Raw genomic sequence first — 26514 nt, 5'->3', positions numbered from 1 at the left:
TGCTGATAACTTGTTCACAAATAGCTTACTAACTCGTGCAGGCACAACGTAAATGTTTGATAAAGGCAGTCCTCAATACAAACGCATCACCCAATCATTGGCGATTGGCTCGTTTATCATTTTCTGTAACCTTTACCTCTTTCAGCCAATCTTGCCGCACATGGCGGAGCACTTCCAAGTTTCGGAAACTCAGATCAACTGGCTGTTTGCCGCGACAACACTTGGGCTTTCCATCAGTTTGGTGCCGTGGGCGATCGCTTCTGAAACCTTTGGGCGAAAACCCATCATTCTGTTCAGCTTATTTGCTATCCCACTAATTGGGCTGAGCATGGTGTTCACGACCACCCTACTACAGCTTGTTATTGCACGAGCATTCATGGGAATAGCGGTCGCTGCTTTTGCAGGCGTGGCGGTTGCCTATATGGTCGAAGAATTATCACCGAAAGCATTCGCAGTCGCGATAGGCGGTTATATTGCGGCAAACTCATTAGGTGGTATTTTCGGGCGTGTATTGGGTGGCTTGATTACGGATTATTTCGATTGGCACGCAACGGTTTTGTTTTTCGTTGTCGGCTCTTTGCTTGGCGCACTCTATATTGCGTATAGCCTGCCTGACCAACAAAACTTCAAACCACAGAAAGGGCTGTTCTTTCACCATAACCGCTCGGTAGTGATGCACTTAAAAAACCGCACACTGTGGCTCGCTATGCTGATTGGTGGTGCTAACTTCGCACTGTTCGTTAACCTCTATTCGGTAATGGGCTTTAGGCTCGTATCTGCGCCTCACTCGGTGCCCGTTGGTTTAGCTTCGCTTATATTCTTATGTTACTTGGCCGGTACGGTAAGCTCTAAGCTCTCCAACAAATGGACACTTCGTTTTGATCCGTTAAACGGTATATTGATGGGCGTGTGCGTTAGCTTAATTGGAATGCTGGTTTCTGCGGTCGATAAAGTCCCGTTCATGTTAGCTGGCTTGTTATTGATTAGTGGCGGTGCGTTCTTTTCCCACACCCTTGCCTACTCTTGGGTGAGTCAAAAAGCACCGAGCGCCAAAGCGACAGCAACGGCACTTTACTTAGTCCACTACTACATCGGCGGCAGTTTAGGTGGCTTCTTACTCCTATATTGCTGGCAACTATTCGGTTGGAATGGCGTGATTGCAGGCGGCTCGATCTTCTATGTCGCGATATTTGCTTGGGTCTACCAGTTGAAACAGCTACAAGTATCGACTTCCAAACTCGCACAAGCATAACTAAGACTGAATTTGTAACTCAATTATTGCTTTTGATTAACGTCCGTTCTGATATCCTACGCAAAATTTCATTTCGGAACCTGTTATGTCGAACACTCAAAGCACAGATCTTCAAACCATCCACGACCAAGTAAAACAGTGGTTAGACGATGTCGTTATTGGCCTAAACCTGTGTCCATTCGCAGCTAAGCCACAACGTAATAAGCAAATTAAGATCTTTGTGAGTGAAGCGAATACGGAAGAAGCGTTGCTGGAAGACATCATGACGCATTTTGTAGAGTTAGATAACACACCGGTTGCCGAGTTAGAGACGACGTTGGTGGTTGTACCTAACATGCTGCAAGATTTTTTCGACTACAACATGTTCATTGATTGGATTGAAGCCCTGATCAAACAAGAAGATTGGGAAGGTACTTATCAAGTGGCCACCTTCCATCCAGACTATTGCTTTGGTGGTGCGGATCCAGAAGACGATGAAAATCTGACTAACCGCTCTCCGTATCCGGTTTACCATTTGATTCGTGAAGCGAGTATGGAAAAAGTGTTGAAGCACTACCCTAACCCTGAAGCGATTCCTGATACCAACATCGCGAGAGTTGAGTCTTTAACGCCAGAAGAACGCCGTAAACTGTTCCCTTACTTGTTTAGCTAATAGTTCAGTTAATCGCTCATATTCCTGAGCGCTCTTGATGATATGGACGAGAAATAAACTGATCTCGTCCATTTTGTTTCGCAATGTACAGGCATTCATCGGCAACTTTGATGAGCTTATCTAACGCCGACATCCTTTCCCCTTTGGTATCCCCTGTACTCAACTCAAAATGACACGCGCCGATTGATATAGTGACTGGCTTTCTATCAAGGGTGATTTTCTTCATCTCTTTTAAAAGAGTCATGAACTTATCTTCAACATAACTTGGTGTTTTATTGGGATACCAAAGAATGAACTCTTCACCGCCAAAACGCGCCACAAACTCACCCTTTTGAGTGTTATTGTTCAGCACGCTCGCCACTTTCTTTAATACAACATCGCCCATTTGGTGACCGTAAATGTCGTTAACCTGTTTAAAGAAGTCGATGTCGACAACCGCCAAGGTTCCCTTTCCTAAAGAGCCTTTTAACTGCTCGACTTCCGCATTCAACGTTTTAAACAAGCAACGTCTATTTGGCAAATGTGTCAAAGGATCGTACATAGCTTGGTACTCTAACTTCTCATTGAGCTCTTTGAGTTTTCGTTCTTGTTGTCTTCTAACCAGTTCCACTTCGATCCATGAGGCCATTAGCCTCATCACGTCGACATCGAACTCTTTGAACTCGCGATGATAGGGTGCTGGGCTTGAAAAGTTTAAGGTGCCATAAAGCTCGTCATTAACGAAAATCGGGATGCCAATATAAGACTCTAAACCAAAAGACTGGTAAGCGGGATGCGTCGCATACTTATCGTGTTTGCCACAATGCTCAATGCAGATAGGGCCAATCGATTTACAGGTAATTTCGCAATAGGTCGAACGATAATCGAAGGTGTCGCCAGTGTTGAGTTCAACCCCTTCTGGCGTAACACAGTGCTCGACTAAATAAGAATTGCCATCGACTTTAGATAAAATACCGATATCAAGGTTGAAGCGTTCAAGCCCCATGATAAGCAGCTGAGCGATCTGAATATCGAAGCCCTTCCGGTAATCATTGGTGATTTGATACAAGCGACGTATAACAATTTCGCTTTCACTAGCTTGGTTCATAACAGGGATTCCACTACTGCAGAAGTTAATGGCAACATCAACATTTGGTATATTTAGAAGAGTAAAGGGTAATAAAACATAATAATCAATTGGTTTGTATGCAAAATACCTCATTGGTCCAATGAATAAAAGTCGACTTCTTCGACTTTGCGTTAGCACCCTATTCCCGCCTTTGTTAAAATGCCCCATTAACGAAACAGAATGGATAGGAATATGAACCTTTCTCAACTAAGCCAAGAAATCTACGATCACCTTTACCGCGACATTGAAGAGTTCCGCAGCACTTTTGATCTGCCTGTTGCTGCTCCTGAAACAATGGACGAAAAAGGCGATACGCTACACACATCTCTAGCGATCGAAGAACTAACAGAACTTGCAGAAGCTGACTCTAAAATCGAACAAGCGGACGCTATTGTAGACAGCGTTTATGTTTTGATGGGACGTTTGGTTCACCTTGGTCAAGCTAAGGTAGAAGACAACCTAGCAATCAGCTACCTGATCGACCTACTGTTGAATGTTTCTAAAAACCGCTCAATCGATTTCCTACCTTGCTGGGATGAAGTGCACTCAAGCAACATGAGTAAAGTGTGCCGTAACGAAACAGAATACGCAGAAACTGAAGCTTTCTATGCTGAGCAGAACATCAAACTGATGGCGGTTCAAAAAGGCGAATACATCATCGCTAAGTGTGCGGAAGATTTCGTATCTGAAGGTAAAACAGTTCGCCAAGGTAAAGTATTAAAATCTGTACATTACCGTCCTGCGAACCTTGAGCCTCTAACGGCTTAAGCCAGGTTAAGACTGGTTGTTTAATGCGACCAACGGACTAAAATAGCAAACGCCACGTTTAAATAACGTGGCGTTTTATTATCTATTAGGGAACTTTGGCTGTGTTAATTGTCGCCGTGTGTTAGAAGCCGAGCGCTATACCAGTCGCGCCATGTGGTAAGCCGCCACATATTCGCCATTTCTGAAAGCGAACCCTGCGGACTCTCCTTCAATCACGAAACCAAACTTCTTATACAGGCTGATCGCTCTTTCGTTATCGGTATATACCGTAAGCTCCAGTCGTTTGATGTTAATCCAGTTATCACACAAGTCGATTGCTGTTGCGAGTAGCTGACTGCCGACACCTTTGCCTAATACATCGTCTTTGACACCCATACCAAATGAAGCAACATGACGTCTTCTTGGATTCACACACACTTCCATTCCCAAGTTGCCAACAATCTCATCGTCGATCATCGCGACATACGAATACACATTATCAGGCATATTAGAGATTCGTTTTTGCCAGCTTTCCAGCGATGGGTTTGGGAGTTGCAGCGTACCAGTATAAGCATTAGTGCATTCGTAAACTTCTTTGATTCCCTTTGCATCTGAAGGTTCAGACCGTCTCACTATAATACTCATCGCAACTCCTAATATTTCTTCGCTAAATATGAAATACATCCTCAATGTGCACCTAAACACACTAACAAATAGTAAATATTTAACAATAGGTTAGATGAACTTATTTTATTGGGCTTAGTTGATACTGAGTAAACGACCTCGTTCGATATCTTGCTCAAGTACCTCTGGTGTCAAGTCGCCATGTCCATGGTGGTCATGATTATGGTGATGCCCATGATCGTGTCCGTGGGAATGACCTTGATGTTCATTTGCTCTTTGAACCAACTTATCTGAGTCCAAATAGGTGTCAGTTAAATCAGCACAATAATCTTCAGTCCATAAGCGACGAGCCTCTTCATCACTCATGATTTGCTCGGCTTTAGGGCCCAACTTGTCCATGTAGAACATCCCTAACTCCTCTCCTTCCACATTGGCGTGGTTGATAAGGTTCATGAAAGCAGGTTCTTGGTTTTCATCAGAGAGATAACCATTTTTGTAACACACGGTTAGGCCAATAATATCATCACCAAGTTTCTCTAGTGCAGGGTTGAAATGATTGTGACTGTGATTATGTTCGGCAGCCGCGACAAGCATTGGAGTAAGTAAAACACATGCGATAGCCAATAATTTAATAGTGTTATTCATGGATAGACCTTCTAAATTTGATCGAACAATTTGATTAGTTGTTTGGCTTAACTTCTGGTGAGATGAGCGGATGGGAACATCAGGAATATTTCAGCCTGAGCCCCTCTTCATCTCACGACAAATAATCAATATGATTAGATAACGAGGCTCGATATAACGAGCGTTCTGGAGACAAGAATCACTTATCAACCACGATTCTTGCTGGCGCGATGGTGTAAGCCATCTGCTTCATCTCCCACTCCCCCTTGGCTTCCAATGCAAGCGCTAATGCTTGTGCCTCTTCGCATACCTTCGCTGGTTTTCCGTCAGCCCAGAATGAAGGACCCGAGGTGTATCCACACATAACAGAAAAAGCATGTTGGCCATCCTTTATTGTGTATTCCGTCATAATGCCGCCACCTTCACCGTGCGTTATTTTTAGTGAGCCTTCATCGGCAACATGCATTGCATCGGAAGGGTTCGGTTTGACGTACGTTGTGTAGGTGCCGCCATCTGACATGTATTGGTTGTCGTACATGGTGTAGCCTTCTTTTTCTGAAGGTAAGGTCAGTTCGTAGTTAGGATCAATGTCCGCTAATCGTTCTGAGTTATTCGTCGCACCAGGTTGATAGTTGTGAGCATTTGATTGTCCGTTAGCGAAAACAGACCCTGCCACTAAAGAAAGGATAACGACCGCTAAAATTGATTTTTTCATAATGAACTCCAGATATTCTAAGCAAAGATGTTGCTAGCAATGATTTTTATGATTGTGTAAGAGAATGAGCTGCTTCCTAACTTTTTAGGATGTGAGGGCAATATCAGCCCTCACTACAAATACCCTATTTGTTGTTGGTTCCTGCTCCTTCACCAGGCTCAGTTGGACGGCTTACCGATTTGCGCTCGAGGTTGTGGTGAGCACGCACTCTATCCATGTATTCTTGCTTGGTGTTCATACCTTGCTTCATTGCTTCTGGTACTTGTTCAGCTGGGATCACGATGTCACGGTCGACTGGCCATTCAGTTAACAGCTCTGGGTGGTAGCCTTCTGGGTAGTACAGTTTTGGATCCAACTCTAAATCACGAATCTCTTGCTCTTGTATGTCTTCACGGCTGTTTTTCGGCAGCGGGATTCTAAAGTCAGACCCATCGGCCATATCAAATTGTGGCGCTCGCGCATTCGGGAAATCAGGTAAAATACCTTCACGAACCCACGCATTATCTTTAGTCATGTTAACGACAATGCCATCTGGCGCACCGAAGTGGTAAGGCCCTTGCCAATGGTGGCGAACCTCTGCAACGGTTTCCTCATTAAGATATGGGGCGAATGTCATGTGCGTTGTCATGAACAAACGCGGTTGTACTTCATTCGCCACATAACCCGCCGCGTACGCTGGTGTATGGTGAGTATCAACGGTGTAACGTGCTAAGAATGGCGGCACACCTTGAATAATCGAAGACACACCAAACGTTTCGGTTTGCAGCTCGGTAATGAACAAGTCTGCGCCTTTTGCGTATTTCAAATCCAACTCGGTTGGGCGACCGTCTCCTGTCCAAACAAACGAAAGTACTCGACCGTCATCTTGAGTCCAATTTAAGCGATAGCCAGACGCGCCATCTTTTGCGTGACTGCGTCGCCAGTGAATCACTTCCACATTGTCTTGGTCATAGATAACGCCACCGTCGTCGCGAAAATCAAACTCGTGTACCACTATGTCGTTGCCTGATGGGAACACATCAAATGCATCGGTGTGCCAGTTCAACATTTGCTGCATGCCTTCAATCATATGACGAGTGCCATATTCTGGAGTCGCACCACTCGGACCATAAATGTTAAGCGGCTTTTCCCAGCGACCATTCCAACCACCAAATTGATACAGGTAAGGTAACGAGCCGTAATGGTCTACGTGTAAGTGAGTAATGAAGATATGGTCGAGTTCATTCATCGCGACACCCGCCGCTACGTAGTTCGCAATTGATCCTTCACCTAAATCAAAGACAAAGTTAGAGCCGTTACCCAATTCTACGTATATCGAGGTGTTTGCTTGGCCTGGGCGAATCATTGGTGATGTCCCCATGAACGTGACACGCATTTCATCCGGTTGAACTTCTTCAGTGCGTGGGAACCAGTTTGCGCCCGACACCATGTGATCGCCATAAGGTGCAATGCCCTCAAACATCAAGCCTTCTTTCCAACCTGAATTGGTTTCTTTGCGATAATCACCATTATTTACACCGCCCATTAATACAGAAAGCACTTCTTCTTCTGAAGAGTACAAGTTCCCCTTAGGTTGGGTGCTCAGATACTCTTCAAGAGTTTCACCCTCGTGATATTCAAATTTCTCGAGTTTTTGAAGATCAGAGTTAGTCTGCTTGGTGTTGTATTGCATCATTGGGTCAGCAGCAAAAGCGGTTGTCGTGATGATCATTGCTGTAGAGATGATTGATAATTTTGCGAAAGTTCTCATAGTTTCACCTATCGGTCTGAGTATTTATTAAATGAATGAAGTTCCTTCCTCACTCCGATGCAAACAAGTTTATTAATAAACAGAACCTTGATATATAGTGTAAACTTTACTTAAAACCTCCATTTCATTTATGAATTAGCAAGGGTTCCACAATGATTTGGATGAGTGGCAACAAGAATAGAGGGAACTGAATTTGGACCTTAATCTACTGACGACATTTTTGGCCGTTTACAAACACAGCTCTATCACCGTGGCATCAGAACAGCTCGATATTTCTCAACCCGCGGTAAGCGCAGCTATAAAGAGACTCGAAGGTGTTGTGGGGAAAACTTTATTTGTGAGAGAAGGACGAGGTATCGCGCCTACTGGTGCAGCAGTATCACTCGCTAATAAGATAGAAGATCCATTGAACATCATTGGAACGGTTGAGCAGCAAAAGAATGACCTTAAAGTCTATTGCACAGAGAGCTTGCTTCATTTCGTTAGCCAGGTTGAAGGCGTAAGATTTACGGAAGCGCCACTCGAAGAGGAAGAACTGTTTGATGCACTTACTGCACAAAAAGTGGATATCGTCATTGATGTACTTTCGAGTAAGAAACACTCATTGATTGAAGAAACCATCGTCGATGAGGAACCCGTTTGTCTGACTCGAATCAACCACCCTCGAATTGGTGAGACACTAAGTAAAGAAGAGTATTTCCAAGAGGAGCATATTGCGCTCAAGATCAAACGTGCCAACATGAACACAGTCGAGTTTTTATCAGAGAGCGATATCGAGCCGAGAAAAGTCAGAATTGAAACCAGCTCAATTTCAAGCATGCTGATTTTGGCAAGCACGACAGATTATATCGCCGCTTCTACTCGTTCTTTTGCAGAAATGCTCGCACCAGCGCTTGGCTTACGCGTTCACCCTATCCCCATCAAATTAAGACCGATCACGTTTCGAATGCTCTATCACCGCCGCTACGCTAACGACGAACAACACATCAAAACCCGCGAAGCAATCAAATCAGCATTAAGAAAACATAAATGAAACTGAGGTTTTAACTAAAGTTAACCCTATTAATATAAATTTAGTTTAATCACATACTCTCCAGCAAGTTAATTCAATAGAACGACACTGGAGAATCCATGAAAAAGCTTAACCTTATTGCTCTACCACTTACGTTACTCAGCAGCACAGCGTTTGCGACTTCGACTCAAGTTTACATCGAACAAAACGTTGCCTCTAATGCTGCTGATAACGGTGTCTACACCACAGAAGCTGGCGCATTAATCGATACCTCAGAAAATGGACAAGTTTATATAGGTTTTGATGACCAGGGTTGGTTGGCTGCGGGTTATGGCCACGACTTTCACATCAGCGAGTCCTTCACGTTCAACCTATACGGTGAACTCGGTAAATGGGACAACGGTGAAGAGTTATTAATCGAAGGTATTATCGATTATCAAGTGAACGATAATTTCAATGTATTCAGTGGATTGGGATATAACCAGTCAGGCCAAGTACTCGAGAATGTAAGCGACACCACGATTAATACCAATAAGTTCATCGCCGGTGCGGGGTACTCACTCGCCGGTTGGGATTTAGCTTACCAATACACTCACGAAAACAGTGATGGATCCAATGGCGGGTTTACCCATGACGGTGACAATGTCTATTTTCATCAAGGTGACTACCGTACCAATGAACACGAAGTCGTTCTCTCTAAGAGTATCGACGACTGGACACCCTACGTGAAATACACTTATTTCAACACCAACGAAGGTGATCTTTACTTGAACGGCCAATCGACGGGCCCGATCGACAACGACAGCATCATCACACTTGGTTTGTCTTACGACTTCTAAACATCTCAGATTCAATTCTCATAGGCAGATGGATTTGCCCACCTTTTGAGGGCACTACTATGAAAATGACTCCTCAACGTAACAAAGTCATTAATATCGCTGCAGCGATCAGTATCGTTTTGTTTTCCGCGATTCCCACCTACGCTAGTGCTGATCACTTAGATGTCCATTATCTAGAATCGAGTTATCTAGAAACCAGATTTCTAGACTCCTCCTTCTTCGAATTCATGACACCAGATTTTGGTCAGGGGTATCTTAACGATGAGATTAAAGAAAACCCTACTCTGGAATAAATCGCCAACACATGACAAAACGTAAAAGACCAGAAACTCACGCTTCTGGTCTTCTTATATAGTTCTTATTTTCTATATAACTATCATCTTCTTATAGAGCTTTACTCAGTGATTAAGACTGCGTTTCTGAGTCACTTTTCTCTAGACTGATGACATTCAAAGCCACGAATGCAGACACTAAAAAAGACACCACACTCGCCAAAAAGTGTGGTGTCTTGGTTATTACTTTAAAACTAGTTAACTAACGTTAGTTAAGATTAGTTAGCTGGACGCCAAACGCCCCATTTGTCGTTTTCGTAGGTCGCCTTAGGATTTTCACCACCCTGAACCCACCATTGTGCTTTCCACGACTGGTTCGAGTAAGTCACTACCTCACCGCCAAGATAAGTTGCTGATGAATCCCAAGAGCCTGGGTCAGGTGTCGGATCAGGATCCGGCGTTGGATCTGGGTCTGGTGTTACACCACCGTCATCAGCAATCACTTCGAATGTGAAGGTTTCAACACTTTCGCTTTCAATTGAGCTCGCAATGAACGACAGAGTTTCGTTCGCTGTAATCGCAGTCGTATCTACAACAATTGAAGCCGTGCCGTTGTTTTGAATGCTAACTGCAGAACCTTGAGTCTGTGTTAGGTTTGCTGCTTCGCTCGTTGCAATCACAACTTTATCGCCAGCATTAACAACATTGTCACTCTTCACTAATTCGTAGATGTCACCTTTTAGTGGCTCTACACCACCTTCGCCACCATCAATCAGCGTTAACTGACCAGAAGCACGGCTATCTTTTGAGTTAAAGAAGTTACGTGAAGGATCGTTTTGGAAGTACATGTAGTGCTGCATTTCAGCATGCCAGTCGCCGATGAAGATCGCACCGTCTTTAAACTCTTCGTGCCAGCCGTTGATTTCAGAAGCTAGCAGACGAGCCCAGTCATTCACGTTGCTCGCATCAATAACGATGTCGAAGCTACGCGCTACTTCACCGTACTTGTTGATGATGTCGTACTTAACCGTATCACCAATTTCTGGCGTACCAAACTGGTCAGAAACAAACAGGTCGCCACGGACTAGATCAGGTTGAGGCGTAGGATCTGGTGGAGGAGTTGTTCCCCCCGCGATTGTGATGTCTGAACAGTTGTAGAAACCTTCACCTGCTGCATCGTCACGTTGCCAACGTACATATAGAATTGCGTCGCCAGAGCGGTCTGAAGGAATCGTTACGTTAATACGGTATTTACCACCACTTACAGGAACATTCCCAACTTCTTGGATAAGATCTAAATCACCCCACGCTAGGCCTTTGCTCAGGTCGGCGTTTGGTTTTGTTAGGTAGAACTCCCAGAATGACGGGTTGTGTGGTGCAGTCGCGTTGAATACATATTCAAATGTACCAGTGCTTAGCTCGGTGCGAGTCCAACCAGTATGAGGTGCACCCATGCCACGTTTTTGCGAATCATTGGCATAACACAAAGTGCCGTCTGGAATCGCAGCCTTTACAGCATTGATATTGTTGAAATCTTGGATATTTTTCGCATATTCATTACGTTGAACGAACGGATATGACCCTGAAATATCTTTTGCTTGAGCACATGCCGCATTTGGTGGCGTACCTGACCAAACTCCGCCCTGCTCGTAACACGTATTCTGACGTGCACTTGGAAATTCAGACCAACCATGAGCGTTTGCCACTGACGGCACACTCGATAGCATAGCCATACCTACTGCTACTTTTAGTATATTATTATTTATTGTTGTCACTTTCCCACTCTCTATTATTTTACCCTACACACAAGACCAACTGGTCAACAACCAATCAATATTGCAGTTCGAGGGTTTATAGTTTTTGTTTAAAGAACAACGAAAAATATATACGTCAATCTTATCAATAACAGCGGGTTTTATATTGATAGGAATCAGAGTCACACAACTCATAGAAATGCGTTGTCGATAGGTGATGTTGCTTCGAATTATGAGATTTCAGTATTCTGTGTTGATTGAGGGAACATTATTCAAAATGAATAAAAAAGCGACTTTATGATTAAGCCGCTTTGGGGATATACAGGAAGTTAAATAGTGAGAAGAGCATTAATAACGGCTATTCATGCCCATACGGTGTGACATGTCATCGTCCATGCGACCGCCCTTCCAGCCTCTGCCACCTAAAAGGTTTAGAACGTCGCGTGCGTTGTAGCCTTCACCACCAAAGAAATCGTTAGATACATCATTTCTCAACAATTGAATGGTGGATGCCAGCTCAGCATCGAGATCTTGTGGATCAGCAAACAACGCCAATGCAATTTGTTGTTGGCGCTTGCTCAGCTCTTTAGAACTCGTTTCAACTTGTCCGATAGAGAAGAAGTCACGGCTTCCGTAGCTCTTTACCATCTTTGCAGATAGCAGCTTAATCACCTTTTTGATTCTTCGTCTTTGGATGTATCTAAACATATTTGATCCCTTTACTAGCTCGTCTTTAACCCAATAATCAGCTGAACCAGATGACCTTTTTAGCAAATACTCTTTCTAGCCAAACGCCCTCTCTAACCAAACAGCAGATAGGTTTGATTATCGACTGAGATACTTTTGACTTCGGTATTGAACACCGATTCTAGTCGTTCTGGAGTAAGCACTTGATCAGCTGTACCTGATGCTTGAAGTACGCCTTTATCGAGCAGCAACACCTGGTCGGCGTGTCTTAAGGTGCGATTCAGGTCGTGGTTGGCCATGATCACGGTAATACCCTTCTCCGCCACTCGTTCAATAAGCTTGTACAATAAGGCTTCTTGAGCAATATCCAGCGGAGCTGCGGGTTCATCGAGGATCAATAGCTTTGCGTAAGGATTAAGCGTCGGCCAAATTTGCAAGCATATTCCCGCCAAACGGACGCGTTGCCATTCACCACCAGACAGTGTCTGAATTGAGCGATGAAGTTTGTCTGTGATGTCCAACATCTGGCTTATCTCTTCCAAAGCTACGTTGATTTCAATATCAAGACCATGCGACGAACTTGGCAGTGACAAAGCAAGGTATTGGAACACTTCTAAGTTGAAAGCAGGTCTTGCGCTTTGACACAAGTAAGCGCGATGCAGAGATAAATCTTGTAGAGACAGTTCCGACAAATCCTGCCCGTCGATCTTTATATCGCCTTTGTAGCCATCACCAACGCCAGATATCGCTTCTAGTAAGGTACTTTTACCGCTGCCATTCGGGCCGATAACGTGAGTCACCTGCCCTTGCTTGAGCTCAAATGATAGTGGTAATAAACGAGCGCCGACGCTCAGGCTCTTAATTTGAATCATGATTTTTAATTAACATCCAAATAAAGATAGGCGCACCGATACTGGTGGTCATCACACCCAAAGGCAGTTCTGCAGAATCGAGTAATGTACGCGCGCAAATATCAGCAAACACCAACAATGCAGCGCCAGCAACGGCAGATAAAGGAAGAAGGTATCGGTTATCGGTACCAATCGCTAAACGCAATAAGTGTGGCACAACCAAGCCAACAAAGCTGATTACGCCGCCTAATGCCACCGCGCAACCGACTAAAATAGACACAGCGAAGATTAAGCGCCAACGCAGTTTAGGCACGTTCACACCCAGTTGCGCAGCATGAGTCTCGCCAATCATCAACTTATCCAACTTGCTACCTTGCAGGCACAGCCAAATAATCACGGGAATCATGACTAACGTGAGCGAGTGTTGATACCAAGTGACGCCACCCAAGCTGCCCATCAGCCAGTACATCAATAAACGTAGACTGAGGTCATCACTAAAATAGAACGCCCATGTCACCATCGCGCCAGAAAGAATACCTAACGCTACCCCCACCAGCAGTAATTTAGCCGTGGTGAGTCGCATCGTTTTTACCATGCTCACCAGAATCACGGTGAAACAGAGCGAACCTAAAACGGCGGCAATCATGAACAGTTCTGGAGTCGGAGCAAACGGCAAGAAGAACAGTACAATCACCATCGCCAAGCTTGCGCCACCAGAAATGCCAAGCACACCAGGTTCTGCTAATACGTTACCCAATAAGACTTGTAAGCTTGCGCCAGATACGGCTAACCCAGCCCCGATAGCAATCGCTGCTAATAATCGAGGTAAGCGTAAATCAATCAGTAGTTTTTGTTCTAACGTGGACAATGTGCCCAGAGGTGAAATGAAAAGATCGCCAACCATTAGGTAAATCGCACTCAGCGCGACAAGCAGTGCTGCCATCAAATAAATGGCTCGGGTCCATTTGCGCTGTTTTTGGTGAAGAAGTTGTTGGAAATCCATATCAAGCTACTTTGAAAATGTTCGCGTAACCTTACCTGTATCCCCAAATAAACTCAAGGCTCACACCGTAATGTGAACCTTGATATTTCAACCAGTTGAGAGGCTGTTTTGAACAAACGAAACAACGTCTAAGTATTAATCGTAAACCAACTGACCATGGTCGAATCGAGTTTCAACTTCGCACACCATTAAGGCAGCTCGTTGACCGATAGCAACGTTTCGATTCGGGAACACCACGGCTTCGTTTTCATTCTTCGCCATTAATGGCTTATCACCATCATGACCGAACACTTCACCGTGTTTGAACGCCGTAAAGTTCTCAACGGCATCAGAGAACATGAAATCAAAGTCATCGTGCAAACGAACTATGGTTCGGCTTACGCGATAAGTAATGGTTTTCTTTGGTAAATGCTCTGGTTCTATTTCAGCAATCAGATTGCGCATCGCCAAATCGAAAGCAGTAAGCTTATCAAGCTGGTTCTCACCAATTCTTGCTACCTGCCCTAACTCCATTGTCAGTGCTTGCGCTTCAAAGTTTTCAGCGCTGTACCAGCTGAAGGTGCTCGTTGGCGCATTCGACAACAACACAGCTTCAACGTGAGCACTGTTGATAAAATCGAACAAGGCCTTGCTACGTACTTCGTGGCGAACCTTCGGGCTCACGGCAAAAGAGTAATGCTTAGATAAACGGATTGCACAGTGCAGGTCTAAATGCCAGCGAGTGGCAGGTACCGTTTCTTTGTAAAACTCCGTAACCAAGTACTTTAGATTCTTCGCGATATCCACTTCTCGATTACTCTCGTGCTGCTTCTCATCAAACAGACGATTCATATTCACATCAAGAAAACGAGTATGCGCGTTGGTCGCTTCAGGGTGCGCGATGATGAACAAACATCTTGCTGTCACCACTTGGAAGCCAGTTTCAATATCCTCAATGAGCTTATCAATCAGCTCCATTGGTGAGGTTTCGTCGCCATGAACACCGGTTGAAAAGATGATGTTCTTGGTTTCGGAATTATACTCCGCGGGAATCACTTCCAATACACCGCGTTGATGAAGCTTAATTTGAACACCGTTACTCAGTACGGTCTGTCCTGCAACCACTTCTTGCTCAAGATCTAGGCTGTCAAAAAGAAATGATTGGCGAAAGAGGGTCTTCGTCATGCGCTACTCCTTAATTGCACGGCCGTATGTTAATAAATTGTACATAGAAATTGTGTTGCTAGGATCGCACTTATCAATAGAAACTCCGTTATCACTCACAAATACTACCCATATATTTTTATATTACCTGCTGACTTTACTAACCGACATCTGTTCCAAATAACTTTCTCTATTTAAAGCAACTTTTGGCTGTCTCAGCTTTTCTCAAGTCATGTCAGCAAGATAAGAGCCACGTAAGCTAACACAGCTCTTACCTGCCATGAACAGATTGAGATCAATTAATCTTCCTGATCGAGCAATCTTTCAAATTCATCGATTTGAACTTTGACCATGTCGATGCTTTGTTGCCAAAAATCAGCTTGAGTCAGGTCCATTCCTAAGTGCTTTTGAACGACTTCTTCCGCCATCATGCTGCCCGTATCACGAAGCAACGAAACGTAATCGCTGTAGAACTGCTCACCTTTCGCATCGCGCTGAGCGTAAACACCTTTACTGAACAGATAACCGAACAGGTATGGATAGTTATAAAAGCTCACTTGAGAGATGCTGAAGTGCAGCTTGCTCGCCCAGAAGTAAGGGTCAGCTTCTGTCATTGCCTCGCCGTACCACTCTTTCCAAGTGCTTTCCATCAGGTCACATAATTGTTGAGCCGTCAGTTCACCTTTTTCACGCTGCTCGTAAAATGCTTTTTCAAATTCAAAACGTACTGGAATGTTGACCATTAAAGCCAATGAAGAAGAAAGCTCTTCCCATAGCATCTCAAGTTTCTCGTTACGTGTTTGGGCTTGCGTTAACAAGTGATCACGAACGATATTTTCAGCAAAAATAGAAGCCGTTTCTGCAAGTGTCATTGGGTAGCGTGTCTTACACAACGGCATGTCTTTCATTACCCAGTTGTGGAACGCGTGGCCCAGCTCGTGTGCCAATGTCATTAGGTCAGAGCGGCTGCCACTCCACGTCATGAACACAAGCGGCGTGCGTGTCGCAGCAAATTTAGTGCAGTACGCACCTAGGCGTTTGTTCGCAGCAGGCGCGGCATCAATCCAACCGTTCTCAACCATTAAGGCGACAAAATCAGCCATCTCTGGATTGACTTCAGCGAAGGCCGTTTTAATCACTTCGATCGCTTCGTCAAATGGATAAACCTTAGACTCACTGTCACCCAGCGGCGGCATCGCGGCTAAATGGTTCCAAGGCTTCATTTCATCTAAGCCGTGAACTCTTGCCATCAACAGACCCGCCTTTTGGCCTACTGCGCGATTGGCTTTCGCTACCGACATCATGGTGTCTAGGGTTTCTGGAACAATTCGGCTGCCATGTAGGCTTGGATCTAAGAAATGTACGTCGCTTATTTTTGAACGCTTTTTGTTTTCAGTCAGGCGCCAACCTGCAAGCGCATTTAGAATCGAAGCAAATGACTCTTGGTGTGTCTTCATGGCACCTTGAACCGCGCGCCATGCAGGCTCTTGTTTGTCGAATTCGCTTCCGTACAACAAGCTCGCCGCTTGAGAAAAACCAAGCGCTTCTTCTTCACCATCAAGTTTTAGCGACAGTTTCAAATTGCCCGTTAGATTGTCGTATAAACGCCCCCATGCATCACGGCCATCGACTTTCATTGCTGCTAAAAGCTGCTCTTCAGCCACGCTGAGTCGGCTACTTGATAACTTACGTGAGCTTTCAATCGCGAAGCGTTGGCCTGCAACATCGGCACTCTCGTGCTCTAAAACCGCATCAATAAACTCTGGTTCAGCGTGAATCAGCGTGTCTTCATAAGGGCTAAACGCTTGAGACATTTCAGAGTTAAGCTTTGCAACACGGCCAAGCAACGCTTTAGCTTCTGTGTGGGTCGCGTCTACCGAAGCGTGGCAGTTAGCAAAGGTATTAATTGTGCTCAGTAACGTGCCTGCCGCTTCTGAGGTCTGGATTGCGTTTTGCATTGCCAGAATGATGTGACGCTTTTCAACATGCAGGTACAAGAGTTCGATACACTGTTGAATCAGTTCAATGTCTTGTTCAATTTTTGCATCATCAAGATCGCGATAAGCAATGCTTAGATCCCAACTCGGTGTTGTCATGACTAAATTCCTTTCACGTAGGTAGTAGTGCCAATTTGGCACAGCGGTTATCGACACCGCTTTATACTTCTAATACTTTGTCTATTTACAGATCTAACTAGATGTTAATTCTTAAAACTGTGTTTTTTGAACACTCAGAGAACAGGCAGGCCTATCGCTTTGACGCTAATAAAGCTCTGTGCAAACTGAGTGACTTGAATATGGGTTATTGATGCATTCTCTATCGATAACTTCGAGTACAAGCTCGGATTTTTCCAATCAATATCAAGGCAATGCGCCAATAACATTCGAATAACGCCACCATGAGTAACCAGCAATAAATTGTCACTTGGGTTATTCAAAAGTTGCGACCAAGCTTGAGTTACTCTGTCGTGGAAGCTCTGTAAACTTTCCGCACCAGTCAGTTGATGATTTGCAGGGTCTTGCCAAAAGGTGTCTAGCATCGCCCACTTATCTTCAAGTTCATCAAATGCGATGCCGTCCACTTCACCAAAGTTCATTTCTTGAAATTCTGGTGCAACTGACAAAGGTACCGACACGCGTTCTGAATAAAGGGTTGCTAGGTCGCTGCAGCGTCTTAATGGCGAGGTAACCACACCATCAAAAGCCACACCGTGTTGCACCAAGGCTTCACATATTTGTTGTTGAAGTTCTGGATTCACCAACACGTCAGATAAACCATTCAGTGCAGCTTTCCCTTCAACCTTGCCATGCCTCAGCAAATAGATATTTTTGGTTGTTCCATTGACCATGTGTGCGACCTAGATTTGAGTATAAAGCGAATGATTAGATGGTTTTAAGTGCAGTGGCAATCCTGCGGCTATCAACGTAACTCGTTCGACAACGCGAGCCAATGCTTGGTTCATTCGCCCCGCATTGTCGACAAACAAGCGCGACATTTTACCCAGAGGTACCACACCTAAACCGACTTCGTTAGAGACCATGATGATGTGTGCTGGGCTTTGCTCTACGCTTTTGACCAAGGCTTCAACCACTGCTTCCACTTGTTCATTAGTCGCGTCATCACCCAGTTCAAAGATGATGTTGTTCAACCACAATGTTAGGCAGTCGATCAGCACCACATCATCTTGATCAAAAGACTGCAGTTTCGAGACTAACTCGACGGGTACTTCATGCTCAATCCACTGCTCGCCACGACGTTGTTGATGGTGCGTGATTCGTTCTCGCATTTCATCATCAAGATATGTCGCTGTCGCAATATAATTGAGGCGTCCATTTGAACATGCTTCAAACGCACATAATGCTTGTTGCTCTGCAAAACTCGACTTGCCAGAACGAGCCCCCCCCAATACCAAATGGCTGTTTCGCTGGCTTGCTTGATTAATTTGATTAGCTTGAAAAGTTTGATTGGTGTTCGTCATAGGAAGCCGTTATAGAAAGCCATTGTAAAATGCAGTAATGAATACAAGGTAAGTCAGCAGCTCCATTAACTGTTGAGCCGCCCCCAAGCAGTCGCCAGTAAAGCCACCAATACGAGCCGTTAACCACTTTTTGAAACCTGTTCTGAACAGATAGGCGACGACAGATAAAACCAAAGCGAATTCAAGACCAAACCACAGGGTAGGTAGCACGCCTACAAGCAATAAGAAGACAAGTTCCCCTTTAGTTTGCTTGTTGGCCAAAGGCTTACTTTTACTGGTATCTAAATCGCTAACATAAGGCATGTCGTAAATCAGCGATGCAGCAATCGCTCGGCTAAAGGTATAACTAGTCACGATAACCATAAACAATCCAGTCAAGCTGACGAGCTCATGCAGCAGAACCCACTTACCAAGTAACGCCATGATCAGCGCAGACGCACCATATGTACCAATTCGGCTGTCTTTCATAATGGTCAAACGGCGTTCTAAGGTCATGCCGCCGCCAATACCATCCGCCATATCGGTTAAGCCGTCTTCATGAAAAGCACCAGTGAGCATCAAGCTAAAACTCATCATTAAAAAGATCGCCACCGCACTCGGCAATATGGCATCAAGTAGCAAGAACAAACCGCCACACAACACACCAAGTAACAAACCAACCGTTGGAAAGTAGCGACCAGAACGATTCATTCGCTCTGTTGAATAAGGCGTATCCTTCGGCATTGGCAAACGAGAAAAGAAGCCCATCGCCAACGAAAAAAGTTCCCATTGGTATGTGATACTATCTTTCAACGATCTTTCTGGTGCGTCACTCATTAAACCGTGACTCCTGCACTTTCGAAGCTCGCCATATTGTTATAGAACTCCGCTGCCGCTCGGATGATTGGCATAGCTAAAGCTGCGCCCGTGCCCTCGCCCAACCTCAGCCCAAGATCAAGCAACGGTTCAGCATCTAGCAGTTCTAATAGGATTTTGTGCCCCGGCTCTTCAGAGCGATGCGCGAAGATCATGTAGTCACGGCAATTCGGTTCAATTAAGGTCGCGACATACGCAGCGACTGAAACGATAAAACCATCGACCAATACTGGAGTTCTGTTTTGATAAGCGCCAAGGAAAGCACCGACCATTTGCACTATTTCGTAACCACCGACTTGAGCTAAAACCGATTTAGGATCGAGTCCTTTACAGCGAGCAACACCTTGCTCAACCACAGCGACTTTTCGTGCTAACTGCTCGTTATTGATACCCGTGCCTAGGCCAACACATTCAACTGCAGACCGATTCGATAATGCACTTAAAATCGCTGATGCGCTGCTGGTATTACCGATTCCCATTTCACCAAACATTATGATATTCGTGCCATTCGAAATGGTTCTAGATACAAGTTCTGTTCCCAGTTCAATCCCACGTTCAACCGTTTCTAAACTCATTGCCGCTTCGTTGGCAAAGTTATTGGTTCGCGTACCTAAGCGCTGAGAAATCAACATGTCGCTGTCAGATTCAACAGGCAACAAAATCCCAGTATCCACGACTGTAATATCAACGTTGTTTATCGCACAGAAGCAATTGATCGCCGCGCCACCGCTTAAGAAGTTCAACACCATCTGTTGTGTGACGGCGCTTGGAGCAATACTCACGCCTTCGTCAGCAATGCCATGGTCGCCAGCAAAAATGATGATACTTGGCTTGTTCAATTCAATGTGTTCGACCGCAGCTTCTTTACCTTGGCTCTGAATCAATGCCAGTTGATGTGCGACTTTTTCGAGTAAGCCAAGCGCACCGAGTGGCTTGGTTTTTTTGTCAATTCTGTGTTGGATGTACTGCGAGTATTGAGTATCTAACATAGTTTTTATAAACGCTTATTCTGGGTACGGTTTAGTTAGGAAAGCTATTTAGGGCGTGCTACAGAGAACACATTAGAAAGCGTCGCGTATTCACCACCGCCCAGTCGAGATAAAGGATCAAGTGCTAGTGCATCAATCTTAAGACGTTCACTCTCTTTATCGATCACATCTTCGGAAATGTACACTGTTTCGACTTGAGCAAAGATAAGGCTTTGTGGCACCTCTCCGACTTCTTTTACTTCGTATAATGTGCAACCAAAAGCGACCGAGCACGCTTTCACTCTCGGTAAAGAAAAGCCCTCAAACTCAACCAGCTCAATATTATTAGCGGTTACTTCAGAGTCACCGTGATCGAGTGTGGCTGCTGTCGCCGTCATTGTTTCTGCAGAGCTCGAAGAAGCAATGTGAATCACCAGCTTACCCGTTTCAAGGGCATTACGAGTAGTATCTTTGATTTCGCCTGATGGCTTCTTTCCGACCGATAACATCAATAGCGGCGGATTGCTGGAAACAGGTGTGAAATAAGAGAAAGGCGCTAGGTTGTACTCTTGGTTAGAAGATTCCGTCAATGCCCACGCAATAGGGCGAGGAACAACGGTTTGTGTCATCAGGTGATAAATCTGAGTGGGAGCAAGAGTATCAAGCTTGAAGTTCATAGCACGTCCTTGGTCTATGTGAATTACGACTCAGTTTACGTGTTAAGAAGAGTCGTATCTATGGCTAAGTACTAGAAACCGCAGAGAGTGTTCTTAATTTAGACAGATCACGTTGGTTTTTTCTCAAATTGACAATCAAATTGACGAACCCTATAACGCCAACAATCCTGATAACAGATTTATCAATAACTTACATTTTGGCATCGTTTATGCTTTATCTAAAGTACTTATTAATCTCTCCATTGATAAGTACCCATACAGTGAATTCCCACAACACTGACGCTACATAAAGAAACACAAGCGATAGAAATACTCAACGAACAGCGATTTAGGAGGTGTAATGATTCCGAACTCAAGTAAAAGAAAGCCAAATAAATCAAGTAAGAAAACCAGCAAAAAGGTAAGGAAAATCCCACTGTCCTTCACCTAGTAAGCAGCAAAGCAAGTAACAAAGCCCGTCGCCCAGCGGGCTTTGTTATGTTTAACGCTTAACTTAAGTTTCAATCCGCATTTATCTTTACCACCGCCATTATGTTTCAAACCAAACGAAATGAAATCTTTTCCAAAAACCGGTCACTCTCCACACACGACTGAGTACTCGTTTAACAAACTTTTATTCGCTTAACATTCAAACACTGTTTATATTAAACAAGCACTTGTGGAGTGAAGAAGGGATTAAAATGAGCATTTCTGGAGACAAAACATCGGTCGTGGTGGCTGGTGCAACCGGGTTAATTGGTCATCATGTGATGAAGTTGCTCATCGATGAACCCGCCGTTGATCATATCTATGCCCTATCTCGCCGAGCGTTAGATTCACAGTTTGATTCCAACAAGCTCCACACACTCATTCACAGCGACCTGCAAGTTACCAGTTGGGATCACACGAATGCGACGCCTAATCTTGGCGTTATCTGCTTAGGTACGACTAAGAAAAAGGCAGGATCAAAAGAAGCGCTTCGCAAAATCGATGTGGAACTGGTTAGCCAAGTCGCACAGTCGATGAAGTTTCTTGGGGTTCAACGCGTAGCGGTCGTTTCTAGCTATGGCGCTTCACCAGATTCCTATTCGCACTACCTTCGCTGTAAAGGACAAATGGAACAAAATTTAAAACGTATTGGCTTCAAGCAGCTTTTCATCGCACGCCCTGGGCCTCTGGTGGGTGAGCGTGATGAACCTAGAGCTGATGAAAAACTCCTGCAAAGTGTCTTTCCTCTGCTGTCTCCATTTATGCTTGGTAAGTTCAAAAACCTGCGCCCTATTCAGTCGGAAGACGTAGCCAAAGCAATATTGTTCCGGTTATTCGAAAATAATTTCCAAAATATCGAAATTTACTCGTCAAGTGACATGCTCAATTTATTGGCAAAATATCGCTAAAAAGCTCACCTATTCATCACAATGTTGAATATCCACCCATCCTATTGAGTGGATATTACTAATCGTTCTAATAAATTACTTTTCCTTATTTTACGTTTTGTTACAGGTCGCTACTGTATCTAACAGTATTTGCGCCCATATATCTAAGCGCCCTATCGATTTAAAGAAATTCATAAGGAAAACAAATGTCATTTTCAGCTATCGCTGCCTTAGCGGTATTCACTGGTATCCTCTTTTTTCTCTACGGACAGCAGAAAAAAGAAAACACACTTTCTCGCCTCGTTTTACTCGGTTTAGTATTTGGTAGCGCATTTGGTCTTGGTCTACAGCTGCTATTTGGTGAAGGCAATCCCATCATCAAAGAGACGCTAGACTGGGTAAACATCGTTGGTCGTGGTTACGTTGGATTGCTTAAAATGGTAATCATGCCATTAGTCTTGGTTTCAATGATTGCGGCTGTAGTGAAGCTTGAAAAAGGCGGTTCACTGGGCAAGATTTCTGGTATCACTATTTCAGTATTACTCGCAACAACAGCGATCTCTGCGATTGTTGGTATTGCAGTGGCTCAAGCATTCGGCCTTTCTGCTGAAGGCTTAACAGAGGGCGCGCGCGAAACAGCTCGTATTGCAACACTAGAAAGCCGCATGGGAAGTGTTTCAGACCTAACCATTCCACAAATGCTGGTTAGTTTCATTCCGACCAACCCGTTTGCAGATCTAACGGGCGCTCGCTCTACGTCTATCATTGCGGTTGTTATCTTCGGCGTTCTAACAGGTATTGCTGCTCGTAAAGTAATGGCTGAGAAAGAAGAGCTAGAATCACCGATCCGTACTTTCGTTGACGCTGCGCAATCTATCGTTATGCGCTTAGTTAAGATGATTATGGCACTCACGCCATACGGCATCGCTGCGTTAATGGCGAAAGTTGTAGCAACATCAAGTGCTTCTGACATCCTAAGCTTACTGGGTTTCATCGTTGCTTCTTACGTCGCAATCATCCTGATGTTTGTTGTCCACGGTGTGTTGGTCTCTTTTGTTGGTGTAAACCCGAAAGAGTACTTCCAAAAAATCTGGCCGGTCCTAACGTTCGCTTTCACTTCACGTAGTTCTGCTGCAACGATTCCACTGAACGTTGAAGCTCAAATCACTAAGCTAAATGTGCCACCAGCGATTGCTAACCTATCTGCTACTTTCGGTGCGACGATTGGTCAGAATGGTTGTGCGGGTATCTACCCTGCAATGCTAGCAGTCATGGTTGCGCCTACGGTTGGTATCGACCCAATGGACATCAACTTCATTCTGTCTCTAATTGCTATCATTACAGTGAGCTCATTCGGTATCGCGGGTGTGGGTGGCGGTGCAACATTCGCGGCACTTATCGTGCTACCCGCTATGGGGCTTCCAGTAACGATTGCAGCACTGCTTATCTCTATCGAACCACTTATCGATATGGCACGTACAGCGCTTAACGTATCTGGTGCAATGACAGCGGGTACGATCACAAGTCGCCTATTGGGTAAGAAAGACAAGCAACAGGATCTAGAACAAGCGAACGCTTAATGGATTCATTAACTTGAGTCTCTTTAAACAAAAAAACCGATGCACATGCATCGGTTTTTTATTATTTGTCGTTTCTAGCTTCAGTTACTTCACAAGCAACAGCGCTTAGAGCACTCGTTGGATCACTTTTTCGGCGAGCGATTCATCGTCATCTTCACTCAATCCGCTGATGCCAATTGCGCCAATCACCCGCCCCTTTATCTCAATGGGAATACCGCCTTTAAAGCCAGTGATCTTTGAGTCGGTCCAGTAACTTAAGTCTTTACCAGTTTCTCTCGCCCAAAAACCTAAGTTACCACTTGGCTGCCTGTCTCTTGCAGACGTATAAGCTTTGTTCTGTGCTAACAACCCTGCTTGTACGCTCACATTATCCATGCGAATAAACGCCAATAACTCTCCGTGCGTATCACACACGCTCACCGCAATTGCTTGTTGATGATGCTCAGCAATATCGAGTGCGCTAGACACCAACTGTTGTGCGATCTTTTGATTCAACATGTTCATTCCTTATGGCAGTGCTTGACCACGTGAGTACACGTATAAGTTGTACCACTCTTCACGAGACAGACTTATCTGAGTCGCTACTGATGAAGCTTTGATTCGCTCTAGGTTTGTGGTGCCAATAACAGGTTGGATACGAGCAGGGTGACGAAGCAAAAATGCCAACACAATCGCTTCACTTTCTACCCCATATTGGTTCGCTAACTGAGCCACGTAGTGCGCCGTTTTTTTCACGTTTTCATGTTCTGAATACAAACCTTGCTCAGCAAATCGACCTTGTGCCAAACAGCCCCAAGCTTGCAGTTGGATGTTATTCATTTGGCAATGCTCTAGCGTGCCTGCGGCGAAGTCTGATTGATGGTGCCCTTGCGAGTTAATCATCACCCCATCGTTCAACCAATCCAATTTGGCTAAGCTCATCTCAACTTGATTCGCGACGATAGGTTGCCCAAGCGCAAATTGCAGGTACTGAATTTGATGGCTGTTCATGTTCGACACACCAAAATAATCGACCTTACCTTGCGCTTTTAAGTTCTCTAACGTTCTTGCTAGCTCATCGAGTTCCATCAAAGGATCAGGGCGATGTAATAACAGCACATCGAGCTTCTCAGTATTCAATCGGTTGAGAATACCGTCTACCGATTGGCTTACCCAATCTGCCGAGAAATCATAACGACCAACATTGCCCTCGCCTTCAAAACGAATCCCACACTTAGATTGAATGAACATCTGTTCACGCAGATCAGGCGCTTGTTGTAATGCTTGACCAAAGGCTTGCTCAGCTTTGCTGAAGGTATAGATGTCCGCATGGTCGAATAAATTAATACCCGATTCTAATGCTGTGTTGATTACGCTTCGTGTTTGAGCAACATCCGCACTCGTCACTGCATTATCATTCCAGCCACCACCTAACCCCATGCAGCCATAGGCAACTTGCCCAACATTCGGCAGATGGTTTGATAATGGAATACTCTTTTTGTCATTCGTTTTGTTTGTAGATTCAATGCTGTTCGTCATATCGATTCTCACTTAGAAGATTTGCTGACCAGAAATATGCCTCTATCATATTGTTCTTTTTAAAAAACAGAATATGCTAGTTACGAAATGATTGTTTGATATGACGAACAATAGATTGGTAGGAATGCGCGAATGAACGAACACAAAAGAATAGAACGACTGATCCTGTTTGTAGAGCTTGCTCAGCAACTTAACTTTACCAAGGCAGCTGAAAAACTCGGTATCTCTAAGAGCTACCTTTCTGAGCAGATCAAACGTTTAGAAAACGACTTACAATGCCCGCTTTTGGTCAGAACCACGCGCAGTGTTCGTTTAACCCAAGAAGGCGAACGCGCGTTACAACAAGGCTTAACGATTCGCTCACAAGTCTTACAGCTTGAACGCAGTGTTTCTGAGCAACACGACATCGTAAAAGGTCTATTACGCCTCACCGCGCCAAAGATGTTTACTGAGGTATATCTATTCGATATCTGCCAACAGTTTAGGCAACAATACCCTGAGATCCGCTTCGAGATAAACAGTAGCTACACCAACTTTAATCTCAACCAAGATGATATCGATATCGCGTTTCGCGCCACCAATACGCCACCTGACAACATGGTGGCGAAACACTTGATTAGCTATCAGCATGATTTAGTCGCGACTTCCGGCTATCTTGATCAATTTGGCCGCCCCAACAATGCCAACGACTTAAATGACCATCAATGCTTAGCAACGCTGCACCAAACCGAGTGGCCTTTAAAATCGGCAAATATTGATGTGTCCGGCTGGCTTTCAAGTAATGACAACCACTTACTTAAGCAACAAGCTATGGCAGGCAGTGGCATCATCCGTATCGCAAGTTATTACGTCGCAAAAGAGGTCGAGCTTGGAGAATTAGAGCGAGTGCTGCCTGATGAATGCCTGCAACAAGGCAACAGTATTTACCTTTTCTATCCGCAAGTTATTTATCCTGCAAAGAAACACCAAGTGTTCGTTAAATTTGTTCAGCATTACTTTGAAAACTTGAGAGCTTTATAATTTGGTAGTTTGGTAGTTTGGTAGTTTGGT

General features: G+C 44.6%; 27 protein-coding genes. 9 read left to right on the top strand and 18 right to left on the bottom strand.

The features are described from left to right. Nucleotides 1-52 precede the first annotated feature (52 nt). Complete coding sequence (locus A142_RS20985) at nucleotides 53-1252, top strand: MFS transporter (protein ID WP_019824110.1); 1200 nt, start codon at nucleotides 53-55, stop codon at nucleotides 1250-1252. Nucleotides 1253-1337: 85 nt separating this feature from the next. Next, complete coding sequence (locus tag A142_RS20980) at nucleotides 1338-1904, top strand: DUF1415 domain-containing protein (RefSeq protein ID WP_019824108.1); 567 nt, start codon at nucleotides 1338-1340, stop codon at nucleotides 1902-1904. 16 nt (nucleotides 1905-1920) lie between these two features. Here the strand turns inward: A142_RS20980 and A142_RS20975 are convergent, their stop codons facing one another. Continuing rightward, entirely contained in the window at nucleotides 1921-2991 is a 1071-nt protein-coding gene (locus tag A142_RS20975) for a sensor domain-containing diguanylate cyclase (protein ID WP_019824106.1), read from the bottom strand. Between the two features lie 213 nt (nucleotides 2992-3204). Here A142_RS20975 and A142_RS20970 point away from each other — a divergent pair, with 213 nt between their 5' ends. Beyond that, nucleotides 3205-3780, top strand: coding sequence for a nucleoside triphosphate pyrophosphohydrolase family protein (locus A142_RS20970; protein WP_017059167.1), 576 nt, complete (start codon nucleotides 3205-3207; stop codon nucleotides 3778-3780). A 135-nt stretch (nucleotides 3781-3915) separates the two neighbouring features. On the opposite strand, the gene A142_RS20965 is transcribed toward A142_RS20970, so the two are convergent. The 4 genes from A142_RS20965 to gntH form a co-directional block, all read right to left on the bottom strand. Next, complete coding sequence (locus A142_RS20965; RefSeq protein WP_017109820.1) at nucleotides 3916-4404, bottom strand: GNAT family N-acetyltransferase; 489 nt, start codon at nucleotides 4402-4404, stop codon at nucleotides 3916-3918. Nucleotides 4405-4518: 114 nt separating this feature from the next. After that, nucleotides 4519-5028, bottom strand: a complete 510-nt coding sequence (locus A142_RS20960; protein ID WP_019824100.1) for a hypothetical protein — start codon at nucleotides 5026-5028, stop codon at nucleotides 4519-4521. Nucleotides 5029-5206: 178 nt separating this feature from the next. Then, a complete protein-coding gene (locus tag A142_RS20955) occupies nucleotides 5207-5722 on the bottom strand; it encodes a hypothetical protein (protein ID WP_019824098.1) in 516 nt (171 codons plus the stop codon). A gap of 124 nt (nucleotides 5723-5846) precedes the next feature. Continuing rightward, complete coding sequence (gene gntH / locus A142_RS20950; protein ID WP_019824096.1) at nucleotides 5847-7472, bottom strand: guanitoxin biosynthesis MBL fold metallo-hydrolase GntH; 1626 nt, start codon at nucleotides 7470-7472, stop codon at nucleotides 5847-5849. 193 nt (nucleotides 7473-7665) lie between these two features. On the opposite strand from gntH, the gene A142_RS20945 reads away from it, so the two are divergent. The 3 genes from A142_RS20945 (at nucleotide 7666) to A142_RS20935 (ending at nucleotide 9616) form a co-directional block, all read left to right on the top strand. Beyond that, on the top strand, nucleotides 7666-8505 hold the full coding sequence (locus tag A142_RS20945; protein WP_019824094.1) for a LysR family transcriptional regulator: 840 nt from the start codon (nucleotides 7666-7668) through the stop codon (nucleotides 8503-8505). A 98-nt stretch (nucleotides 8506-8603) separates the two neighbouring features. Beyond that, nucleotides 8604-9323, top strand: a complete 720-nt coding sequence (locus A142_RS20940; RefSeq protein WP_019824092.1) for a hypothetical protein — start codon at nucleotides 8604-8606, stop codon at nucleotides 9321-9323. A 59-nt stretch (nucleotides 9324-9382) separates the two neighbouring features. After that, a complete protein-coding gene (locus A142_RS20935) occupies nucleotides 9383-9616 on the top strand; it encodes a hypothetical protein (RefSeq protein ID WP_019824090.1) in 234 nt (77 codons plus the stop codon). A 257-nt stretch (nucleotides 9617-9873) separates the two neighbouring features. Here A142_RS20935 and A142_RS20930 read toward each other — a convergent pair whose 3' ends face one another. The 11 genes from A142_RS20930 to A142_RS20880 form a co-directional block, all read right to left on the bottom strand. Then, complete coding sequence (locus A142_RS20930; RefSeq protein WP_029405563.1) at nucleotides 9874-11322, bottom strand: lytic polysaccharide monooxygenase; 1449 nt, start codon at nucleotides 11320-11322, stop codon at nucleotides 9874-9876. A gap of 375 nt (nucleotides 11323-11697) precedes the next feature. Further along, on the bottom strand, nucleotides 11698-12057 hold the full coding sequence (locus tag A142_RS20925) for a DUF6559 family protein (RefSeq protein WP_019824088.1): 360 nt from the start codon (nucleotides 12055-12057) through the stop codon (nucleotides 11698-11700). Between the two features lie 92 nt (nucleotides 12058-12149). Beyond that, nucleotides 12150-12908 (bottom strand): vitamin B12 ABC transporter ATP-binding protein BtuD, encoded by a 759-nt coding sequence (btuD, locus tag A142_RS20920; RefSeq protein WP_019824086.1) that lies wholly within the window; start codon nucleotides 12906-12908, stop codon nucleotides 12150-12152. Then, on the bottom strand, nucleotides 12895-13890 hold the full coding sequence (gene btuC, locus A142_RS20915) for a vitamin B12 ABC transporter permease BtuC (RefSeq protein WP_019824084.1): 996 nt from the start codon (nucleotides 13888-13890) through the stop codon (nucleotides 12895-12897). Before btuC ends, btuD begins: the two co-directional genes overlap by 14 nt. Before the next feature lie 135 nt (nucleotides 13891-14025). Beyond that, entirely contained in the window at nucleotides 14026-15054 is a 1029-nt protein-coding gene (locus tag A142_RS20910) for a succinylglutamate desuccinylase (RefSeq protein ID WP_019824082.1), read from the bottom strand. A 278-nt stretch (nucleotides 15055-15332) separates the two neighbouring features. After that, complete coding sequence (locus A142_RS20905; protein ID WP_019824081.1) at nucleotides 15333-17129, bottom strand: M3 family oligoendopeptidase; 1797 nt, start codon at nucleotides 17127-17129, stop codon at nucleotides 15333-15335. A 134-nt stretch (nucleotides 17130-17263) separates the two neighbouring features. Beyond that, the gene (gene cobC, locus A142_RS20900) at nucleotides 17264-17881 is read right to left on the bottom strand and encodes an alpha-ribazole phosphatase family protein (protein ID WP_019824079.1); all 618 of its coding nucleotides are present in this window, start codon (nucleotides 17879-17881) and stop codon (nucleotides 17264-17266) included. Nucleotides 17882-17890: 9 nt separating this feature from the next. Continuing rightward, nucleotides 17891-18511 carry a bifunctional adenosylcobinamide kinase/adenosylcobinamide-phosphate guanylyltransferase gene (cobU, locus tag A142_RS20895; RefSeq protein ID WP_019824077.1) on the bottom strand — a complete coding sequence of 207 codons (621 nt, stop codon included), beginning with the start codon at nucleotides 18509-18511 and terminating at the stop codon, nucleotides 17891-17893. Nucleotides 18512-18520: 9 nt separating this feature from the next. Further along, a complete protein-coding gene (locus A142_RS20890) occupies nucleotides 18521-19327 on the bottom strand; it encodes an adenosylcobinamide-GDP ribazoletransferase (RefSeq protein WP_019824075.1) in 807 nt (268 codons plus the stop codon). Then, nucleotides 19327-20355: a nicotinate-nucleotide--dimethylbenzimidazole phosphoribosyltransferase gene (gene cobT / locus A142_RS20885; protein ID WP_019824073.1), complete on the bottom strand. Its 1029-nt coding sequence runs from the start codon at nucleotides 20353-20355 to the stop codon at nucleotides 19327-19329. Before cobT ends, A142_RS20890 begins: the two co-directional genes overlap by 1 nt. 44 nt (nucleotides 20356-20399) lie before the next feature. After that, nucleotides 20400-21011: a flavin reductase family protein gene (locus A142_RS20880; protein WP_019824071.1), complete on the bottom strand. Its 612-nt coding sequence runs from the start codon at nucleotides 21009-21011 to the stop codon at nucleotides 20400-20402. Between the two features lie 680 nt (nucleotides 21012-21691). Between A142_RS20880 and A142_RS20875 the strand changes: the two genes are divergently transcribed. Next, complete coding sequence (locus tag A142_RS20875) at nucleotides 21692-22387, top strand: NAD-dependent epimerase/dehydratase family protein (protein WP_019824069.1); 696 nt, start codon at nucleotides 21692-21694, stop codon at nucleotides 22385-22387. A gap of 185 nt (nucleotides 22388-22572) precedes the next feature. Further along, nucleotides 22573-23946, top strand: coding sequence for an L-cystine transporter (locus tag A142_RS20870; protein ID WP_017077997.1), 1374 nt, complete (start codon nucleotides 22573-22575; stop codon nucleotides 23944-23946). A gap of 105 nt (nucleotides 23947-24051) precedes the next feature. On the opposite strand, the gene A142_RS20865 is transcribed toward A142_RS20870, so the two are convergent. Together A142_RS20865 and A142_RS20860 are read right to left on the bottom strand one after the other, a co-directional pair. After that, nucleotides 24052-24444 carry a GlcG/HbpS family heme-binding protein gene (locus tag A142_RS20865; RefSeq protein WP_019824062.1) on the bottom strand — a complete coding sequence of 131 codons (393 nt, stop codon included), beginning with the start codon at nucleotides 24442-24444 and terminating at the stop codon, nucleotides 24052-24054. A 9-nt stretch (nucleotides 24445-24453) separates the two neighbouring features. Beyond that, complete coding sequence (locus A142_RS20860) at nucleotides 24454-25464, bottom strand: aldo/keto reductase (RefSeq protein WP_019824060.1); 1011 nt, start codon at nucleotides 25462-25464, stop codon at nucleotides 24454-24456. 132 nt (nucleotides 25465-25596) lie between these two features. Between A142_RS20860 and A142_RS20855 the strand changes: the two genes are divergently transcribed. Next, a complete protein-coding gene (locus A142_RS20855; protein WP_019824058.1) occupies nucleotides 25597-26484 on the top strand; it encodes a LysR family transcriptional regulator in 888 nt (295 codons plus the stop codon). Nucleotides 26485-26514 lie beyond the last annotated feature (30 nt).

The sequence above is a fragment of the Vibrio splendidus 12E03 genome, assembly GCF_000272105.2.
Classification (GTDB): Bacteria; Pseudomonadota; Gammaproteobacteria; order Enterobacterales; family Vibrionaceae; genus Vibrio; species Vibrio splendidus_I.
The sequence above is the reverse complement of the archived record's forward strand: the minus strand, read 5'-3'. Positions and strand labels throughout refer to the sequence as shown.

What these genes read in the sequence shown, in the direction of transcription:
- A142_RS20985 (WP_019824110.1), top strand. Translation starts at nt 53, where the DNA reads ATGTTTGATAAAGGCAGTCCTCAATACAAACGCATCACCCAATCATTG.
- A142_RS20980 (WP_019824108.1), top strand. Translation starts at nt 1,338, where the DNA reads ATGTCGAACACTCAAAGCACAGATCTTCAAACCATCCACGACCAAGTA.
- A142_RS20975 (WP_019824106.1), bottom strand. Translation starts at nt 2,991, where the DNA reads ATGAACCAAGCTAGTGAAAGCGAAATTGTTATACGTCGCTTGTATCAA.
- A142_RS20970 (WP_017059167.1), top strand. Translation starts at nt 3,205, where the DNA reads ATGAACCTTTCTCAACTAAGCCAAGAAATCTACGATCACCTTTACCGC.
- A142_RS20965 (WP_017109820.1), bottom strand. Translation starts at nt 4,404, where the DNA reads ATGAGTATTATAGTGAGACGGTCTGAACCTTCAGATGCAAAGGGAATC.
- A142_RS20960 (WP_019824100.1), bottom strand. Translation starts at nt 5,028, where the DNA reads ATGAATAACACTATTAAATTATTGGCTATCGCATGTGTTTTACTTACT.
- A142_RS20955 (WP_019824098.1), bottom strand. Translation starts at nt 5,722, where the DNA reads ATGAAAAAATCAATTTTAGCGGTCGTTATCCTTTCTTTAGTGGCAGGG.
- gntH (WP_019824096.1), bottom strand. Translation starts at nt 7,472, where the DNA reads ATGAGAACTTTCGCAAAATTATCAATCATCTCTACAGCAATGATCATC.
- A142_RS20940 (WP_019824092.1), top strand. Translation starts at nt 8,604, where the DNA reads ATGAAAAAGCTTAACCTTATTGCTCTACCACTTACGTTACTCAGCAGC.
- A142_RS20935 (WP_019824090.1), top strand. Translation starts at nt 9,383, where the DNA reads ATGAAAATGACTCCTCAACGTAACAAAGTCATTAATATCGCTGCAGCG.
- A142_RS20930 (WP_029405563.1), bottom strand. Translation starts at nt 11,322, where the DNA reads ATGCTATCGAGTGTGCCGTCAGTGGCAAACGCTCATGGTTGGTCTGAA.
- A142_RS20925 (WP_019824088.1), bottom strand. Translation starts at nt 12,057, where the DNA reads ATGTTTAGATACATCCAAAGACGAAGAATCAAAAAGGTGATTAAGCTG.
- btuD (WP_019824086.1), bottom strand. Translation starts at nt 12,908, where the DNA reads ATGATTCAAATTAAGAGCCTGAGCGTCGGCGCTCGTTTATTACCACTA.
- btuC (WP_019824084.1), bottom strand. Translation starts at nt 13,890, where the DNA reads ATGGATTTCCAACAACTTCTTCACCAAAAACAGCGCAAATGGACCCGA.
- A142_RS20910 (WP_019824082.1), bottom strand. Translation starts at nt 15,054, where the DNA reads ATGACGAAGACCCTCTTTCGCCAATCATTTCTTTTTGACAGCCTAGAT.
- A142_RS20905 (WP_019824081.1), bottom strand. Translation starts at nt 17,129, where the DNA reads ATGACAACACCGAGTTGGGATCTAAGCATTGCTTATCGCGATCTTGAT.
- cobC (WP_019824079.1), bottom strand. Translation starts at nt 17,881, where the DNA reads ATGGTCAATGGAACAACCAAAAATATCTATTTGCTGAGGCATGGCAAG.
- cobU (WP_019824077.1), bottom strand. Translation starts at nt 18,511, where the DNA reads ATGACGAACACCAATCAAACTTTTCAAGCTAATCAAATTAATCAAGCA.
- A142_RS20890 (WP_019824075.1), bottom strand. Translation starts at nt 19,327, where the DNA reads ATGAGTGACGCACCAGAAAGATCGTTGAAAGATAGTATCACATACCAA.
- cobT (WP_019824073.1), bottom strand. Translation starts at nt 20,355, where the DNA reads ATGTTAGATACTCAATACTCGCAGTACATCCAACACAGAATTGACAAA.
- A142_RS20880 (WP_019824071.1), bottom strand. Translation starts at nt 21,011, where the DNA reads ATGAACTTCAAGCTTGATACTCTTGCTCCCACTCAGATTTATCACCTG.
- A142_RS20875 (WP_019824069.1), top strand. Translation starts at nt 21,692, where the DNA reads ATGAGCATTTCTGGAGACAAAACATCGGTCGTGGTGGCTGGTGCAACC.
- A142_RS20870 (WP_017077997.1), top strand. Translation starts at nt 22,573, where the DNA reads ATGTCATTTTCAGCTATCGCTGCCTTAGCGGTATTCACTGGTATCCTC.
- A142_RS20865 (WP_019824062.1), bottom strand. Translation starts at nt 24,444, where the DNA reads ATGTTGAATCAAAAGATCGCACAACAGTTGGTGTCTAGCGCACTCGAT.
- A142_RS20860 (WP_019824060.1), bottom strand. Translation starts at nt 25,464, where the DNA reads ATGACGAACAGCATTGAATCTACAAACAAAACGAATGACAAAAAGAGT.
- A142_RS20855 (WP_019824058.1), top strand. Translation starts at nt 25,597, where the DNA reads ATGAACGAACACAAAAGAATAGAACGACTGATCCTGTTTGTAGAGCTT.